The organism is Pseudoroseomonas cervicalis ATCC 49957, from assembly GCF_000164635.1.
Lineage (GTDB): Bacteria > Pseudomonadota > Alphaproteobacteria > Acetobacterales > Acetobacteraceae > Pseudoroseomonas > Pseudoroseomonas cervicalis.
In genome coordinates this window covers 56,757-71,645 of the sequence record NZ_GG770785.1, presented here as the reverse complement: position 1 = coordinate 71,645, position 14,889 = coordinate 56,757, and the positions used below count along the sequence as shown (strand labels likewise).

The following is a 14,889-nucleotide window of genomic DNA, read 5'->3' as shown; positions in this document are numbered from 1 at the left end:
GTCACCGCCCGCGGCCGGTGCTCCAGCGCCGGGTCGGCCGCCGCCGCTTCGCGCCACTGCTCGCGCAGATAGCGCCCATAGGCGGCGCGCGGGGCGAAGACCGGCGGGCTGGCGGGCACGCCCAGCCACTCGGCGAAATGCCCGGGCCGGTCGGGGAACAGGCTCATGCCCATGGCCGGGACGTTCAGCAGATGCGCCGGCTGCGCCGTGCCATAGGCCAGGCCCGGCCCGGGCGCGCCCGGCTCGTACAGCAGCACCCGCGCGCGGCCCTGCAGCTGCAGGGCCAGCGCCAGGCCGGAGAAGCCGCCCCCCAGGATCGCCACCACCTTCTGCCGTCGCGTCATGCGGAACCTTCGTCGTGGGGGGGGGAACGTCGGGGCGGACGCCCGCCCTCAGGGCGCCGCGCCGCGCCGGGCAGGCATTCGGCTCAGGCCGCGCGCGGCCAGCGCCGCCTCATAGGCGGCCCAGCGCTCGGCCTGCTCGGCACCCAGCCGGTACAGGTAGTCCCAGCTGTAGATGCCGCTGTCATGCAGGTCGTCGAAGACCAGCCGGATGGCGTAGTGCCCGACCGGCTCGATGCGCAGGATGCCCACCTCGGCGCGGCCGGAGACCAGCTTCTTCTGGCCCGGCCCATGGCCCTGCACCTCGGCCGAGGGGCTCTCGACGCGCAGATACTCGGCGGTCAGGGAGAATTGCGCCCCGTCATCGAAGCGCAGCTCCAGCCGCTTTTCCGCCTGGCGCAGGCGGATCTCCACCGGGACGGGCATCAGCCTTCCAGGCGGCGCGCCTCGTCCGGCAGCATGATCGGGATGCCGTCGCGGATCGGGTAGGCCAGGCCGGCCTGCTCGCTGACCAGCTCGCCCCGCTCGCGGTCATAGCGCAGCGGGCCCTTGGTCACGGGGCAGACCAGGATTTCCAGCAGCCGGGGGTCGACCGGGCCGCCGGGGCTGGCCTGGGTCGCGGGGTCAATGTCGGTCGGGTTCGTCATGCCTCGGGATTCCTGCGCCGCGCCCGGCCGCGCGTCAACTGCGGGCGCGGGAAAGGGCGTTCAGCTCGGCCGGGAGGAAGGGGCGGGCCCGGCCTGCCCCATGCGCAGCAGGGCCACCAGCATGGCGGCCCGCGCCGCCGTGTCGGGCGCCTCCAGCAGCGCCTGCTTCTCGGGGTCGGCGAAGGGGCAGACCATGCACAGGCTGGTCACCAGCGCCGCCGGGTCGCTGCGCTCGATCGCCGCCCAGTCGGCCTGGATGCCCTGGGTCGCGAAATAGGGCCGCAGCGCGCCGAGCAGCGCGCCGCGCTCCGGCGCGGCCTCCGCCGCCTCCGGCGCCAGATCCGCCAGATAGGGCGCGTAATCGGCGCGCACCCGGCGGTAGCCGCCAGGGCTGTCGGCCAGCTCCTCCAGCACCGCGAAGCGCAGCAGGCCGCGCAGGGTGATCAGGTAGCGGCCATCCTCGGTCTCGGCGAAGGAGACGATGCGCCCGGCGCAGCCCGTGCGGTAGAGGGCGGAGCGCCCGCCCGGCCGCGGCCGGGACGGGTCGGGCAGCATCATGCCGATGACCCGGCCGGTGGCGAGCGCATCCTCCACCATGGCCAGGTAGCGCGGCTCGAAGATGTTCAGCGGCAGCCGCCCGCCGGGCAGCAGCAGGGCGCCGGCCAGCGGGAAGACCGGGATCTCCCGCGGCAGCGCCTCCGGCCGGGTCTGGAACGGGTCCATGCCCGGCCCCGCCCGTCAGCGGAACAGCAGGGTGGAGAGGCCGCGGCGCGCCTTCACCGTGGCCGGGTCCATCGGGCCCCAGGCCTCGAAGAACTTCAGCAGCTGCTTGCGCGCCGCCTCCTCGTTCCAGGCGCGGTCGCGCTTGATGGCCTCGAGCAGCGCCTGCGCCGCCTCCGCCCGCTGGTCCATGGCGTTCAGCGCCACCGCCAGCTCGATCCGCGCGGCGTGGTCGTCCGGGTCGGCCGCCAGGCGCTGCTCGAACTCGGCCAGCCGGGCGCGGGCCTCACGCCCCTCGGCGGCGAGTTCCAGGGCGCTGCGCACGCCGGCGATCTCGGCGTGGTTGCGGATCTTCTCCGGCGCGTTCTCGACCACGGCCAGCGCCTGCTCCTCCTCGCCCAGCGCCATCAGCGCGCGGGCCAGCCCGGCCAGCGCCTCGGCATTCTCCGGCTCCTGCTGCGCCACGGCGGCATAGATCTCGAGCGCGGTCTGGTGGTCGCCCTGCTCCACCGCCTGCTTGGCCTCGGCCAGCAGCTCGGCCGTCGGCATCTGGCCGCCGGCCTGCTTCAGCAGGGTCTCGATGAACTTCTTCAGCTCGGATTCCGGCAGGGCGCCCTGGAACAGGTCGGCGATCTGGCCCTGCCAGAAGGCCACCACGGTCGGCACCGATTGCAGCGGCAGGCCCATCTGGGAGAGCTGCTGCACCAGGCCGCGATTCTGGTCGATGTCGATCTTGACCAGCCGGACGCGGCCCTGGGCGGCCTTGACCACCTTCTCCAGCGCCGGGGTCAGCGTCTTGCAGGGGCCGCACCAGGTGGCCCAGAAATCCACCAGCACCGGCACTTCGCGGCTGGCCTGCACGACATCCTGCATGAAGCTGCGGGCGTCGCCATCCTTGATCAGCTCGGCGGCAGGGTTGGGGCGGTTGGGGTCGGTGATCACGTCCATGGGGAACCACTCCGGTCTTCCTGCCGCGCATAGATGCGCCGCGCGGCGCCATGCGCAAGGCGAAGGCGATGAATAGACAGAACCAGGAGAGGAATTCGCGGCCGCGCCCGGCGTTGCGCGCGGCGCCTCAGCCTGGCGGGATGTCGAGCGGCTCCGGCGCGTGGCCGAGGTCGCGCAGGAAGCGCAGCAGCCCCGCCGGCGCCAGGGCGGTGGAGGCGGTGTTGACCAGCGGGTGGACATGGATCACCGGCGCCTCCAGCAGCATCCGGTCGATGGCGACGCGCACCCGACCGGGCGGGCTGTTGACCAGGGCCAGCGGCGTGACCGAGCCGGGGGTGACGCCCAGCTCCGCCCACAGCGCCTCGGCGCTGGCGAAGCTGGCACGCGCCACGCCGAGCGCGCGGACCAGTGCGTTGACCTTCACCTGCCGGTCGGATTCCAGCACCAGCAGCAGGAAGGGCCCCTCCCCCTTCGGCTGCAGGAACAGGTTCTTGACGTGCAGCCCCGGCATGGCGTCGCGCAGCGCCAGCCCGTCCGCCACGGTGAAGAGCGGCGGATGCCGCAGCGTCTCGGCGGCGATGCCGAGGGCGGCGAGCCGCGCCAGCACCCCCTCCGGCGTCTCCGGCGGCCGGCCGGAGCGCAGCGGCGCCATGGGCAAGGTCGGGTCGGCGGGCGGGGTCGGGGCGCTGGACATGCCGCCCTTCTAGGCGTGGCCCGGTTGGGCAGCCAAGGGGGGGCGCGGCCAAGGGGAGGTTCGCCCTGGGCCGCCGCCCCGGCTCAGTCGAGCTGGATGCGCGCGGCGCGGATGACGCCGCGCCAGTTCTCCGTCTCGCGGTCGAGCCAGAGGCTGAAGGCCTCGCCGCCCTCGACCCGCGGCTCGCCGCCCAGCTCGGCGATGCGCGCGGCGATGGCGGGCTGCGCCAGGGCGGCGCGGAACTCGCGCTCCCAGCGGGCCAGCAGGGCGGGGGGCGTGCCGGCGGCGGCCAGCACGCCCTGATAGGTGCCGGAGTCCTGCGCCGGCCAGCCCAGCTCGGCGAAGGTCGGCACAAGCGGCAGCGCCGCCAGCCGGCGCGGACCGGAGACCGCCATGCCGCGCATCTGCCCGCTGGTGACGAAAGGCAGGGTGGCGGTCGCGCCATTGACGATCATGTTGGCCTCCCCCGCCGCCACCGCGGCCAGGGCGGCGGAGCCGCCGCGATAGGGCACCGGCATCACCTCGGTCCCCCAATGCCCGGCCAGCACCAGCGCGGCCAGGTGGTTGGCGCCGCCGATGCCGGAGGTGGCGGCGTTGATCCGCCCCGGATGGGCCTTGGCGTAGGCGACCAGCCCGGCCGCGTCCTGCGCCGGCAGGGAGGGGTGCGTCGCCACGATATAGGGCGCGTAGATCAGCATGGAGACCGGCGCCAGGTCGCGCTTCACGTCGAAGGGCAGGCGGGTGAACAGGCTGGGCGCGGTGGCCAGGATGCCGGCGTCGATCAGCAGCAGGGTGTGGCCGTCCGGCGCGCTCTTCGCCACCGCGTCGGCGCCGATATTGCCGGCGGCGCCCGGGCGGTTCTCCACCACCACCGGCTGGCCGATGCTGCGGGTCAGCTCCGGCGCCAGGATGCGGGCCAGGATGTCGGAGGTGCCGCCCGGCGCGAAGGGGACGATGATTCGCACCGCATGGTCGAAGCCCGGCTGGGCGGCGGCGGGCGGCGCGGCGAGGGGCGCGAGGGCGCAGGCCAGGGCGGCGAGCCCGGCGAGAAGGCGGCGTTGCATGGAACGTTTCCCTGTTTGGCCGAGTCATACGATGACCCGACATGCGGGTCGACCAAAAAAATGCAATCTCCGTGAAAACGGGGGGTTGCGGCGCCACCGGCGGCGTGACATATCGCCGCCACGCCGGACGGCACCGCTGACACAGCGGCGAACGGCGAAGACGACGGAATGCGGGCGTAGCTCAGGGGTAGAGCACAACCTTGCCAAGGTTGGGGTCGAGGGTTCGAATCCCTTCGCCCGCTCCAGTCGGTTTTCCAACCTCACATGTCTTCTGCGCCGTTGGCGCCGTGAACCGCAGGTTTCCTGGGGTTTTGCGGCCGTGGCTTGAGGGTTGGAGAACGCAAAGACCCCGGGCATCGCTCTCCGGAGGCGCCAAAGTCTCCCAAGCTCGGGGGTAGCCCGATCTCACCCTCAAGCCTTATATCATTGATCTTGCTGAATTTTCTCCGCGACAAGCTCAGTCTGCTTCAACAAGTCGACCGCCTGGCAAAGGGCACTGGAGCGCGAAGTTCGTTGGTCACCTACAAGCTCGGCGCCCGGGAGAAGGCCAATCCACCGGCCCACTTCCCCGCTTGGAGTTCGCTCGTGACATCGCCTGGGCGGTAGACACCCGGAACGAAACCTTGGTCAGTAGTGCATTCGCCGGTAGGTTGATCGCGCTGTGCGGTTAGCGAATCGGAGCGAATGTTCATCAGTGCCGACACGCTTGATGACGCTCTTCGTCAGGCATTCACCCGTCTTTTGAGCAGTAAGACCCGCACGAGCTCGGGAAAGGGTCCGGCGCGCGAAATCATCGGTGCAATTTTGAAAATCCGAAACCCTCGTGCCCGCTTCAGTCGAACAGAGAATCGCGCAGTCTTGTTTAGCTGCCTTGGCGAAACTTTATGGTATCTGTCCGGATCCAATTCTCTCGCTCACATCACGTATTACATAAAGAAATATCGAAAGCTCTCGGGAGCAAAGAAAGGCGCAAGACTTGCGAGCGGTGGTTACGGACCTCGTATTTTCGGTTCCGGAAACAAAAGCCAGATGAATGCGGCCATACAATTGATCAGACGAAAATTGGCTGATCCGGATGGAAAAACCGATACCCGACAAGCCGTAATTCAAATCTACGATAAACTTGATCTACTCAGAAATTCCTCAGATGTACCGTGTACCTGCACAATGCAGTTCCTTCCAAGGAGAGGAAGGTTGCATATGGTTGTTCATATGCGATCAAATGACGCCTACATCGGTCTGCCGCACGACGTATTCGCATTTACGTTCATGCAGGAGATCGTGGCCCGTGAAGTAGGTTTAGAGCTCGGAACCTATACACACTCCGTCGGTAGTCTTCATCTCTATGATCACGATGAACGCAGGGCGCGCGATTTCCTGGCGGAGGGTTGGCAATCCCGAACCGAAATGCCCGCGATGCCGATCGGTGATCCATGGCCCTCTATTGACTGGTTACGAGTAAACGAAGAGGCGATCAGGAAGGGGCGCCTATCCCCGCTTGAGGCAGATGGTGTTGATCCGTACTGGGTCGACCTGGCGCGACTTCTCCGCATTTTCGCTTTGATTAATTCAAAGAACCGTCGCGGTATCGTTGAGGAGCAGAAAGCAATGCATAGCGGCGCCTACGCTTCATTCATTCGTCGCAAGGCCCAGGCCCTAGCAGCAGCTTCGGACGAACCTCAGAAAGGCCTTCCAGGGATCATGGATGGAGGCAGCAACAAGCTGGTGGCAGCGCCGTGAAGCCTGCGGAGCGTCAACGCGGTCTGCGTCTTTCAGCAGAATTGCAGAGGATTGACGCGCAGGTGCAGCAACTGCCGGGCATCCACCCGCCGGGGCACCTCGACTGCCTTGTTGAACAGCTCGTCGAGAGCCTGCGGCGCATCGAATTTGTCCACTGGGTTCGGGACAACCTGCACGACCCGCGCCGGATGGATCCACATTCTGACCTATTTGACCCTTTGAGGGCCGCAGCTTTGCGGCTTCGGCGCGGTGAGGTCGACGAGGCGTATTGGCTGACGTTCATCGCCACGCACTTTGGAAAGCATGCGCGAGATGGCTGGCGCCTGGCCCGCGACGTCTACGGCAAACTAGGCGGACCCGGATTGTGGGACTGGAAAACGATTAGCGCGAACCCCACTGCATTCCGGGTTTGGTTAACTGCTCACGAGAGACGCCTGTCAGGTGGTGACGGCGTCTCACGCCGGTTCAGCAATCACCGAAAGTATGAGAGCCTGAAGGCGTCGTCGGCAGCCGGAACCGCGGCTGTGTTCGATTCTTACGTTCAATGGGTTCGGCCACCACGCACCCACCAGGATCTAATCAGAGACGCCCACAAGCTGGTCGGACAGAATCCGAAGGAAGTCTTCAATCATCTGTATGTTCAAATGAATGCAGTCCGCCGCTTCGGCAGGCTGGCGAAGTTCGATTACCTCACGATGTTGGGTAAGCTTGGGATCGCGCCTATCGACCCAGGATCAGCCTATCTGGGTGAGGCCACTGGGCCACTGCGTGGTGCTCGGCTACTATTCACCGGTAATGTACACTCCGCACTCAGCGGGAAAATTCTCGACCAGAGCTTGCTGACCCTAGACGATCACCTGCAAGTAGGTATGCAAACGCTTGAGGATGCCATTTGTAATTGGCAAAAAAGCCCAGGGAAATTTATCTCGTTCAGGGGGTAGCGCTATCGGAGAGGATTGCATCCCAAGAGTATCGCCTCTTTAGGTAATTCAATCGATCCTTCCCCAAGCGATTGTGATGCTGTAACTGGCCCACGATCATACCTGGCGCGACCTCTGCTCTCCGCGCGAAATCGAAGATATCCTTCGGCAACGGGCGGAGCGCACGGAACTCGGTCAGGAGTGCATCGGGGATTAGCAGCCGCGCGGCGAACTCATTCGCTTCAGCCTCCTCCGGTGAGGTGACGTCGCTCCCGTCCTCCAGGAAAAGAGCGTCCTTTCCGTGCAGAAGCAGGTGACCGGCCTCATGAAAAAAGGTGAACCAAAACTGGTCGTCGGTCCGATAGCGAAAGCTCAGAACCATCAACGCCTTGTCAGGCGTCAAGAAGCGGGTTGCCCCGCTTGCCGGGCAGCCGCTTGGAGTTCGGGCGACAACAACGGCAACGCCGCAATCAGCGCAGATCTTCCGCAGCTTCGGAAGGAAAACCGCGGGATCCTTGACCCACGTCATGCGCCTGATTTCGTCTAGCTTGGCGCGGAACTTCTCAGGTGCCCATGGGCGACATTCGGCGCGGCCGCTGACAATCTCTGCCCAACGGAGCCAAGTGCTGACCGCACCCGGGCGGGACTCGAACGCGGATGACATGCGAAAAGCCGCGACTGCAGCCGCCCCGCCATACTGCCGATGCCAAGCATCGACGTTCGGCACCGCGAAGAACCGGAGGCATTCCGCCAGCTTCTCAGCAAACGTCTCTGTGGCGCGGATCCATCCGAACGCAACCATATCGCGTGTCGGTAGCCCCTGTACCCATGCCTTGTCTGCAGCCGTAGTCGCGCGAGAGCCAAGCCTAGCTATGTCGGCACGGTACTGGGCCTCACGGTTGATCCAGAACGTTGCGGATGGACCAAGTGCGCGCTCGAGGCGCTCCGCCAGCGGCCGATCTATTTGAACAAGACCCCGTGCCAGTTCGTCGGCCGTAGCGACCGGCGTGCCGATGCGCTCCGCAAAATCGACGAGAGATAGCGATCGGTGGGCCAGCAACTCCGCGATCGTATCGCCAGGTGGCGAGACCCAGTTCGGCTCAAACGTCCCAGATTCAGGCATGGGGTACCTCGATCGACATAACCTGAACGTGGCTGACCCTTCGCCAATCAGTTGTACCGTCAGTCAACGTGGGGTTCTTCGCATGGTTGGCACGAATGACCAGACGGTGGCCGGACGCGATCTCAATCGTCTTGGACCGACCATTGGTCCCTGGAACGTCCCGAGGGTCGCCAAGGACTAGGTCGGAGAGGGAGGTCGATGCACGCAGATCGGCCAAGCGCCGCATCAGCGCCTTGGTTATCTCCGGACCGAATCTCTCCTCCATAAGCTCCTCGTTCTCGCACAGACTCCGCAGCGTCTTGGTCCGGAATGCGACCTCCATGCCACTTAACATGGCCGGGGGCCATCCGAGCCAGACGGCGTGTCGGCTTGCGAGCCTAGGCGCACCGTTCGTGACCTCTCAATGGCAGGAATTGTAACAGCGCCGACCGCGCGAGCCTCGCCCGCTGCGCTGCCGGTCAGGCAGCCCTTCGCAAACGGAAGCAAGCGACACAGGGGCGAATCCGGCAGAGAACCTGCGGGCCACGAGGATCGTCATCGTCAGATCTTGAACACCCGCATCGCCTCGTCGCCGTAGTGGTTGATCACCTTCACCGCGATCCGGCCCGACTTCGGCTTCACAAAGGGACGGCTTTCCGTCCGGTAGAGGCTGGCCCAGGCGTCCTCGTCGATTTCGGCCTTCAGCGCGGTCTTCAGCTTCTCGAAGGGGTCCTTGCCGCCGAGGAAGTAGGCGTGGCGGACGAAGAAGCTGTCGCCATCGTAGTCCGTGTCCACGAACCAGCAGGCCACGTCATCCTCGACCCGGCCGGAGGAGCGGACCTCGCCCGTGGTGGGGTCGAAGATGTCCACCCCCTTCAGGCGCACGACGCATGCACCATCGGCCTGGTCGAGCGCGATATCCGGCTCGCCGAACACCACGAACAGGTTGCCGCCGCCGGCCTTGTAGGCTTCGGCGGCGCGCAGCTCCTGGCTCATGCGCGCTTTCAGCACCACGAGCCGCCCGAGGTTCATGGTGCTGTCGCCCACCTGGGGATCGAAGGCGAAGCCGCACACGACCATGGCATCCGCCCAGTCGCGGCATTCGCGCGCGGCCTCGCGCACCAGGTCCGGGCCGACGGTGCCGTATTCGGGGCCGATGACGATGGCGGCGCGTTTCTTCACGCCCGCTTCCTCGTATTCGCCCTCGGCCGAGACTCGGCTGCCGCCAGGCCAGGGGCGCAGCGTGGCGAAGGTCAGGCGCTCACCCTTCTTCGTGTTCTGCACGCCGGCCTTCTGCAGGTTGTCCAGCACGGCGGTCACGAAGTCATCGCCAGCGTCCGGCCGGGTGCGGAGCGGGCGGCGTTCGGGCACGGGCTCGCCCGCTTCCTGCGCGAGCGCCTCCATCACGGCCTGGTCTTCCTCATCCGCTGGCAGGACGCGGTGGGGCGAGAGGCTCTCGACCGTGAAGGGACCCGTGACGCGGACGGCGTTCTTCTTCGCGTAGGGCCGGTCGTGCAGGAACTCGGTCTCGGCATTGCGAGCGATGGAGGCGTCCATCTCCGCCTGCCGGGCGCGGCGGGCGGCCCAGAAGGCCGCATGCGCCTCCTGCGCCGCCGGTTTTGCGTCTTCGGGCAGGCTGCGGGGGACCTGCCATTCGGCGTGCTGCGTCCCGAGGGCGGTGTTGAGGGCGGCAAGCGCGGCCTCGATCTTTGGCGCCCAGTTGGCGTGGATGACGTCGATCTCGGCGTTGTTGGCGATGGATTTCAGCGTGACGTGCGGCACGCGCTCCAGCACCAGGCCCTGGCGGATGTCGTGGCGGAACGGGCCTTCCTCGGGCGGACGGCCAGTGATCTCGCCCTCCTTCGCCGCGCCCTCACGGCTGTCGCGCAGCAGGTAGGCAGGGAAGCGGCCGGCCATGAGGCGCGTGCGGGCCAGCGCCAGGGCAACGCGTGAGGTGTCAGTGGTGATCCAGCGGCGACCCCATTGCTCGGCGACGAAGGCGGTGGTGCCGGAGCCGCAGGTGGGGTCGAGGACGAGGTCGCCGGGATCGGTGGTCATGAGCATGCAGCGTTGAATGATCTTCGTTGCCGTCTGAACAACGTAGACTTTGTCAGTAGCTCCAGCCGTGTCGTCCCAGACGTTCGTAATCGGAGAAGCAGGAAAATCCTCCGGAAACCGCATGAACCTGATCGTGGTGTCTTGCGGGATGAGGCGACGGGAAAGCTTGAGGCGTTCCATGCCTGCCTCATTGGTTTTCCATCGAGACCTGTCGGTCGGCAGATAGGTCGTGCCTTCAACTTCTACAGGAAACCAACTGGCAGCGCCCTCGCCCTTCTCGCGGCCGACGGACGCGGACTGCATCGGATCGGCTCGCCCAGCCGGCCGGGCTGGCCGACGGTGTTCATGACCTCGCGCAGCAGGTCGCTGTCGGTGACGGTCTCAGCCTCCGCATGGCGGCCGCGGGCGCGGAGTTCGCGCTTGAAGGCGTCAATCTCCGGGCCGGCCAGCTTGCGGAAGTTGTCCGACAGCGCCTCGCCGGATTCGAGTTCCTCACTGTCGATGAGGATGGTGACTGGGCGCTCGACCATGCTGCTCTGGCCGATGCCGGCCTGGGTGACGTTGGAAAAGAGCGGCAGGTTGCCAGGCACAATGACGCGGCGCTCGGCACCCTCGGCGTCGGTCTCGATGCGCTCGTAGCCGGCGATCCAGTCGTGCACGAGCTTCGAGGTGGCTGTGTTGTTGCAGACCACGATGAAGACCGGCGGTGTGCTGCCGGCGCGGCTGGCCCAGTTCTCGAACACCTGGCGATAGTGGCCATACAGCGCCTGGAGCGCGCCGGTGAGCTGGGAGGGAAGCTGGTCCGGCGTGAGCGGCTTGCCCTGCTTGGCCCGGCCAGCCTTGGGCAGCTTCACATCCGAATGTTCCTGGATGTAGCGATAGACGTGCCGATAGACCGGCTCTTCGGCACCCGGCAGATCCTGCACCGGCACGCGGGGCACCTTGACGATGCCGCATTCGATGGCGTCGATCAGGGAGAAGTCGGAGACAACCCAGGGGAATAGCGTACCCTCGGGGTAGCCCGAGCCGCGCAGGAAGAAGGGCGTGGCGGAGAGGTCGTAGACCAGGACGGGCTGGCCGACGACGCGTTGCAGAGCCTCGATCCCGCTGATCCAGAGGCGGGCAGCGGCGTTGTTCTTCTTGGCCTCGGCCTTGCCTTCAGCGTCGAGCTTCGCGCTGGCGTCATCCGCTGCGCCCACCTTCTGGCGATAGCAGTGGTGGGCTTCGTCGTTGATGACGATGATGCGCTTGCGGCCGAGCAGGTCCTTACAGATGCGCTGCGCCATCTGGCCATCAGTTTCGGGGCGCTCGACCTTCCCGGTGCGGCCGGCCAGGATCTCCTTCGCCAGCTTCGGCGCCTCGAGCGTTTCGCGCTTCTTGAAGGCGTGGAAGTTGGTGATGACGATCCGGGCGCGCTGGAGGTCGTCGCGCAGCTCCCGCGGCACGATGTCGAGGGCGGCGTAGATGTTGGACGGGTCGGACGGGTGGAGCACGCGCAGGCGGTCCCTCACCGTCAGGCCGGGGGCCACGATCAGGAAGGCGTCCGTAAAGCGGGTCGAATTGCGCGTGCGGGCGGCGTTGAGGGTCTGCCAGGCGATCAGCATGCCCATGACGGTGGTCTTGCCGGCGCCGGTCGCCAGCTTGAAGGCGATGCGGAGGAGGTCGGGATTGGCCTCCGAATTGAGGGTGCGCAGGCGCTCGGTCTCGGCGCGGGGGGCGACTTCGGTCAGCCAGATCGCGGTCTCCACCGCCTCGACCTGGCAGAAGAAGAGCGGGCGGGCCCGGCCCTGTTCCCGCCAGTGGCGCAGCAGGCGGGCCGTGACGGGCGTGACGGGACGCAGGCCCTGCTCGCCGAGGGAGCGCCATTGGGCGACTTTGGCCCTGATTTCATTGATGTAGTCGTTCGGCTGGCGCTTCCCGTACTCATCCTCTAGGTCGAGGGTGGCCTGGGCCTTCACCTTGTGCTTCGGCGGGGGGACAGGGACGATAAACTCGCTGCGCCGCCGGCCGAGCGCCGGGGTGCCGGTGGGGATGCCGCTCTCGTCGAGCTCCCAATGGCGGGATGGCTCCGCGAAGGGGCTGTTGAGAATCGGGTTGTCGATCACGGGGCCTGTCACGCCCCGAAGATGCCACGGACTTCGCCCTCGCATAATGGCCATGTGGCCGCGGCCGTTACTTTCCCGACCCGTCATTGCCGAACAATTCGCCCTGGCTGCGCCAGCATAGCGGAAATGGTTCCAATAGGGCGGCCAGGGCTACCGAGGGCGATTGCCGCCCATCGAGGGCGTTGGTTACGAGGTCGGGCGCCAGGAGGGTCAGGCGCAGCAGGGAGCCCAGGTACCCCCGCTCGATTCGCTCTGCCGCAGCCATCTCGGTGATCGAGGCGTAGCGCCCCTCCTCCAGCATCCGCTGATAGCGGAAAGCCCTGGCCAAAGCCTTCACCAGCGCCGGATCGGCCCTTGTCGTGACCGGCGCCGCGCCATCTGCCATCGGCGTCACGACGGTCTTTCGCCCCCGCCGGTGGCGAATCTCCAGCGGCACCCTGACCGTGATGCTGGTGGCGGCAGTCATGCCGCGGCCCTCAGCGCATCGGGCCGAATAGCGGTCAGATCGCGGACGAGGCTGCCGAGCCCGTCCAGCCGCAGCCGAATGTCCGCGCCCGCCGGGCCGACCACCACCCGCTCCACCAGCGAACGCACAATGCGCGCCTGCTCCGCCGGGAATAGATGTTCCCAAAGCGGGTCGAGCCGATGCAGCGCATCGTGGGTCTCGCCCTCGGTCAGGTCGGGTGCCTCCCCGCGCGCCGCGCGCCATGTGCCGACCACGATCTCGGGCTGCCGCAGCAGCGCCCTCACCTGGTCCACGACCGCGGTCTCGATCTCCGCCGCCGATACCCGGCGGACGATACCGTCGTCGCCAGCGGCGTCGCCCTTCAGTACGCGCTGCGCCACGTAGTAGCGATAGAGCCGGCCGTTCTTCCGGGCGTGGGTGGGCGACAGCGCACGTCCGTCCACCCCGAAGATCAGCCCCTTCAGCAGCGCCGACGTATGGGCCCGGTTCTGGTTCGCGCGGACCCGTGGGCTGATCTGCAGGATGGCATGTGCGCGATCCCAGAGTTCCCGCGGCACGATGCCGTGGTGCTCGCCGGGATAGACCTGCCCCTTGTGCGAGGCCTCCCCGACGTAGGTCCGATTGTTCAGCAGCTTGTAGACATCACCCTTGTCGAGCGGTCGCCCGGACTTGCTCGTGGCGCCCTCGGCCCGAAGGCGGGCCACCGTCTCGATGCCCGACCCGGTCTCGGCGAAGATCTCGAACACGCGGCGGACGCGTGGGGCCTCCTCCTCGTTCACCACCAGCTTGCGGGCTACGACGTCGTAGCCGAGCGGCACCTTGCCCCCCATCCACATCCCTCGCGCCCGCGACGCTGCGAATTTGTCGCGGATACGCTCGCCGATCACCTCGCGCTCGAACTGCGCAAAGCTGAGCAGGATGTTGAGCGTCAGCCGTCCCATGCTGGTGGTCGTGTTGAAGCTCTGCGTCACGGACACGAAGGTGACGCCATGCGCGTCCATCACCTCGACCAGCTTAGCGAAGTCCATCAGCGAGCGGCTGAGGCGATCAATCTTGTAGACCACGATCACATCGACCAGGTCGGCCCGGATATCGCGCAGCAGGCGTTGCAACGCGGGTCGCTCCAGCGTGCCGCCGGAGAAGCCGCCGTCGTCGTAGCGATCGCGCATCAGAACCCAGCCCTCCGCGCGTTGGCTGGCGATGTACGCCTCGCAGGCGTCGCGCTGCGCGTCGAGGGTGTTGAACTCTTTGTCCAAGCCCTCGTCGGTGCTCTTCCGCGCGTAGACCGCGCAGCGCAGCTTCTTCGTGCTGGAGGGCATCGCCGCGGTGGCGGCGCGCGCCTTCATGCGCCACCGCCTGGCTGGCGCAGGCCGAAGAAGGTCCAGCCGTTCCAGCGCGTGCCAGTGATGTGCCGCGCGATGGCCGATAGAGACCGATACGGCCGGCCCTCGTATTCGAAGTCATCGGCACGGACGGTGACCACGTGCTGCACGCCCTGCCATTCCCGAATGAGGCGGGTGCCGGCCAGCGGGCGGCTGTCGGCGCGGATACGGCGCAGCACCACGTTGCCGCCGTCCAACTGCTCGCCCAGCGCCACCAGGCGATCGACGGTCTCGGGCTTCAGCCCGCCATAGGCGAGCTCCTGGATCCGATACGCCAGCCGGCTCTGGATGTAGGCGCGGTTCCAGGGCGGCGGCTCCTTGCCGAAGAGCTCCCACCACTGCTGTTTCAGGTCCGCGGTGGGCGCTGTCTGCAGCGCGGCGAGCCGCCCCAGCACCTGCGTCGGCGGGATCTTCGGGATGGTGGGCGCCGGCGCGGGCGCGGTAGTGGATCGTCTGGTCATGCGAGTCCCTTCCTGTTGGGGTTCGCATGCAGGCGCTGGTGGGCGGTGGAGTGTAGGCGAACGTCTCCCGCGCCCCGAGCTATCTCGGCATCCCGCGCATCGTCTTCGGCAGCGCGGCTGCGCAGCCGCACCAGACCGCGCGCCAGGATGGAACAGACCTCCCGGAGGTGCGGTGGGAGGCGGGCGTTGCCGGCGGGCTTGGATGGGGGCGCCATCCCCATGATTACCGGGGCTGCCGCCG

General features: G+C 67.1%; 16 protein-coding genes and 1 tRNA gene. 3 read left to right on the top strand and 14 right to left on the bottom strand.

Annotation, left to right across the window (positions count from 1 at the left end):
• The 7 genes from HMPREF0731_RS18940 to HMPREF0731_RS18910 form a co-directional block, all read right to left on the bottom strand.
• Nucleotides 1-344 (bottom strand): FAD/NAD(P)-binding protein (locus HMPREF0731_RS18940; protein WP_007005818.1); only part of this gene is annotated, 344 nt, incomplete at its 3' end.
• A 48-nt stretch (nucleotides 345-392) separates the two neighbouring features.
• Nucleotides 393-767 carry a gamma-butyrobetaine hydroxylase family protein gene (locus tag HMPREF0731_RS18935; RefSeq protein ID WP_007005817.1) on the bottom strand — a complete coding sequence of 125 codons (375 nt, stop codon included), beginning with the start codon at nucleotides 765-767 and terminating at the stop codon, nucleotides 393-395.
• Nucleotides 767-988 (bottom strand): Trm112 family protein, encoded by a 222-nt coding sequence (locus HMPREF0731_RS18930; protein ID WP_007005816.1) that lies wholly within the window; start codon nucleotides 986-988, stop codon nucleotides 767-769. Before HMPREF0731_RS18930 ends, HMPREF0731_RS18935 begins: the two co-directional genes overlap by 1 nt.
• Nucleotides 989-1,048: 60 nt before the next feature.
• Nucleotides 1,049-1,711 carry an LON peptidase substrate-binding domain-containing protein gene (locus HMPREF0731_RS18925; protein WP_007005815.1) on the bottom strand — a complete coding sequence of 221 codons (663 nt, stop codon included), beginning with the start codon at nucleotides 1,709-1,711 and terminating at the stop codon, nucleotides 1,049-1,051.
• Between the two features lie 15 nt (nucleotides 1,712-1,726).
• Nucleotides 1,727-2,656, bottom strand: a complete 930-nt coding sequence (locus tag HMPREF0731_RS18920) for a tetratricopeptide repeat protein (RefSeq protein ID WP_007005814.1) — start codon at nucleotides 2,654-2,656, stop codon at nucleotides 1,727-1,729.
• Nucleotides 2,657-2,783: 127 nt separating this feature from the next.
• Nucleotides 2,784-3,350, bottom strand: a complete 567-nt coding sequence (locus HMPREF0731_RS18915) for a prolyl-tRNA synthetase associated domain-containing protein (protein WP_007005813.1) — start codon at nucleotides 3,348-3,350, stop codon at nucleotides 2,784-2,786.
• A gap of 83 nt (nucleotides 3,351-3,433) precedes the next feature.
• A complete protein-coding gene (locus HMPREF0731_RS18910) occupies nucleotides 3,434-4,414 on the bottom strand; it encodes a Bug family tripartite tricarboxylate transporter substrate binding protein (RefSeq protein WP_007005812.1) in 981 nt (326 codons plus the stop codon).
• Nucleotides 4,415-4,584: 170 nt separating this feature from the next.
• Between HMPREF0731_RS18910 and HMPREF0731_RS18905 the strand changes: the two genes are divergently transcribed.
• The 3 genes from HMPREF0731_RS18905 to HMPREF0731_RS24505 all read left to right on the top strand — a co-directional run bounded on the left by HMPREF0731_RS18905 (nucleotide 4,585) and on the right by HMPREF0731_RS24505 (nucleotide 7,095).
• A tRNA-Gly gene (locus tag HMPREF0731_RS18905) sits at nucleotides 4,585-4,659 on the top strand.
• A gap of 439 nt (nucleotides 4,660-5,098) precedes the next feature.
• The gene (locus HMPREF0731_RS23785; protein ID WP_007005811.1) at nucleotides 5,099-6,154 is read left to right on the top strand and encodes a thymidylate synthase; all 1,056 of its coding nucleotides are present in this window, start codon (nucleotides 5,099-5,101) and stop codon (nucleotides 6,152-6,154) included.
• Nucleotides 6,151-7,095, top strand: a complete 945-nt coding sequence (locus HMPREF0731_RS24505) for an alpha-glutamyl/putrescinyl thymine pyrophosphorylase clade 3 protein (protein ID WP_157136236.1) — start codon at nucleotides 6,151-6,153, stop codon at nucleotides 7,093-7,095. The genes HMPREF0731_RS23785 and HMPREF0731_RS24505 overlap by 4 nt, the downstream gene beginning before the upstream one ends.
• Here the strand turns inward: HMPREF0731_RS24505 and HMPREF0731_RS23780 are convergent.
• The 7 genes from HMPREF0731_RS23780 to HMPREF0731_RS18870 all read right to left on the bottom strand — a co-directional run bounded on the left by HMPREF0731_RS23780 (nucleotide 7,085) and on the right by HMPREF0731_RS18870 (nucleotide 14,648).
• Complete coding sequence (locus tag HMPREF0731_RS23780) at nucleotides 7,085-8,197, bottom strand: ImmA/IrrE family metallo-endopeptidase (RefSeq protein WP_040613992.1); 1,113 nt, start codon at nucleotides 8,195-8,197, stop codon at nucleotides 7,085-7,087. The two genes, HMPREF0731_RS24505 and HMPREF0731_RS23780, sit on opposite strands and share 11 nt — an antisense overlap.
• Nucleotides 8,190-8,519 (bottom strand): hypothetical protein, encoded by a 330-nt coding sequence (locus HMPREF0731_RS18895; RefSeq protein ID WP_007005808.1) that lies wholly within the window; start codon nucleotides 8,517-8,519, stop codon nucleotides 8,190-8,192. Before HMPREF0731_RS18895 ends, HMPREF0731_RS23780 begins: the two co-directional genes overlap by 8 nt.
• A 218-nt stretch (nucleotides 8,520-8,737) precedes the next feature.
• On the bottom strand, nucleotides 8,738-10,414 hold the full coding sequence (locus tag HMPREF0731_RS25980; protein ID WP_245538362.1) for a DNA methyltransferase: 1,677 nt from the start codon (nucleotides 10,412-10,414) through the stop codon (nucleotides 8,738-8,740).
• Between the two features lie 62 nt (nucleotides 10,415-10,476).
• Nucleotides 10,477-12,339 (bottom strand): DEAD/DEAH box helicase family protein, encoded by a 1,863-nt coding sequence (locus HMPREF0731_RS18885; protein WP_007005806.1) that lies wholly within the window; start codon nucleotides 12,337-12,339, stop codon nucleotides 10,477-10,479.
• 67 nt (nucleotides 12,340-12,406) lie between these two features.
• A complete protein-coding gene (locus HMPREF0731_RS18880; protein ID WP_007005805.1) occupies nucleotides 12,407-12,805 on the bottom strand; it encodes a hypothetical protein in 399 nt (132 codons plus the stop codon).
• Nucleotides 12,802-14,151 (bottom strand): recombinase family protein, encoded by a 1,350-nt coding sequence (locus HMPREF0731_RS18875; protein WP_007005804.1) that lies wholly within the window; start codon nucleotides 14,149-14,151, stop codon nucleotides 12,802-12,804. The genes HMPREF0731_RS18880 and HMPREF0731_RS18875 overlap by 4 nt, the downstream gene beginning before the upstream one ends.
• Complete coding sequence (locus HMPREF0731_RS18870) at nucleotides 14,148-14,648, bottom strand: DUF2924 domain-containing protein (RefSeq protein ID WP_007005803.1); 501 nt, start codon at nucleotides 14,646-14,648, stop codon at nucleotides 14,148-14,150. Before HMPREF0731_RS18870 ends, HMPREF0731_RS18875 begins: the two co-directional genes overlap by 4 nt.
• Nucleotides 14,649-14,889 lie beyond the last annotated feature (241 nt).

What these genes read in the sequence shown, in the direction of transcription:
- HMPREF0731_RS18935 (WP_007005817.1), bottom strand. Translation starts at nt 767, where the DNA reads ATGCCCGTCCCGGTGGAGATCCGCCTGCGCCAGGCGGAAAAGCGGCTG.
- HMPREF0731_RS18930 (WP_007005816.1), bottom strand. Translation starts at nt 988, where the DNA reads ATGACGAACCCGACCGACATTGACCCCGCGACCCAGGCCAGCCCCGGC.
- HMPREF0731_RS18925 (WP_007005815.1), bottom strand. Translation starts at nt 1,711, where the DNA reads ATGGACCCGTTCCAGACCCGGCCGGAGGCGCTGCCGCGGGAGATCCCG.
- HMPREF0731_RS18920 (WP_007005814.1), bottom strand. Translation starts at nt 2,656, where the DNA reads ATGGACGTGATCACCGACCCCAACCGCCCCAACCCTGCCGCCGAGCTG.
- HMPREF0731_RS18915 (WP_007005813.1), bottom strand. Translation starts at nt 3,350, where the DNA reads ATGTCCAGCGCCCCGACCCCGCCCGCCGACCCGACCTTGCCCATGGCG.
- HMPREF0731_RS18910 (WP_007005812.1), bottom strand. Translation starts at nt 4,414, where the DNA reads ATGCAACGCCGCCTTCTCGCCGGGCTCGCCGCCCTGGCCTGCGCCCTC.
- HMPREF0731_RS23785 (WP_007005811.1), top strand. Translation starts at nt 5,099, where the DNA reads ATGTTCATCAGTGCCGACACGCTTGATGACGCTCTTCGTCAGGCATTC.
- HMPREF0731_RS23780 (WP_040613992.1), bottom strand. Translation starts at nt 8,197, where the DNA reads ATGCCTGAATCTGGGACGTTTGAGCCGAACTGGGTCTCGCCACCTGGC.
- HMPREF0731_RS18895 (WP_007005808.1), bottom strand. Translation starts at nt 8,519, where the DNA reads ATGGAGGTCGCATTCCGGACCAAGACGCTGCGGAGTCTGTGCGAGAAC.
- HMPREF0731_RS25980 (WP_245538362.1), bottom strand. Translation starts at nt 10,414, where the DNA reads ATGGAACGCCTCAAGCTTTCCCGTCGCCTCATCCCGCAAGACACCACG.
- HMPREF0731_RS18880 (WP_007005805.1), bottom strand. Translation starts at nt 12,805, where the DNA reads ATGACTGCCGCCACCAGCATCACGGTCAGGGTGCCGCTGGAGATTCGC.
- HMPREF0731_RS18875 (WP_007005804.1), bottom strand. Translation starts at nt 14,151, where the DNA reads ATGAAGGCGCGCGCCGCCACCGCGGCGATGCCCTCCAGCACGAAGAAG.
- HMPREF0731_RS18870 (WP_007005803.1), bottom strand. Translation starts at nt 14,648, where the DNA reads ATGACCAGACGATCCACTACCGCGCCCGCGCCGGCGCCCACCATCCCG.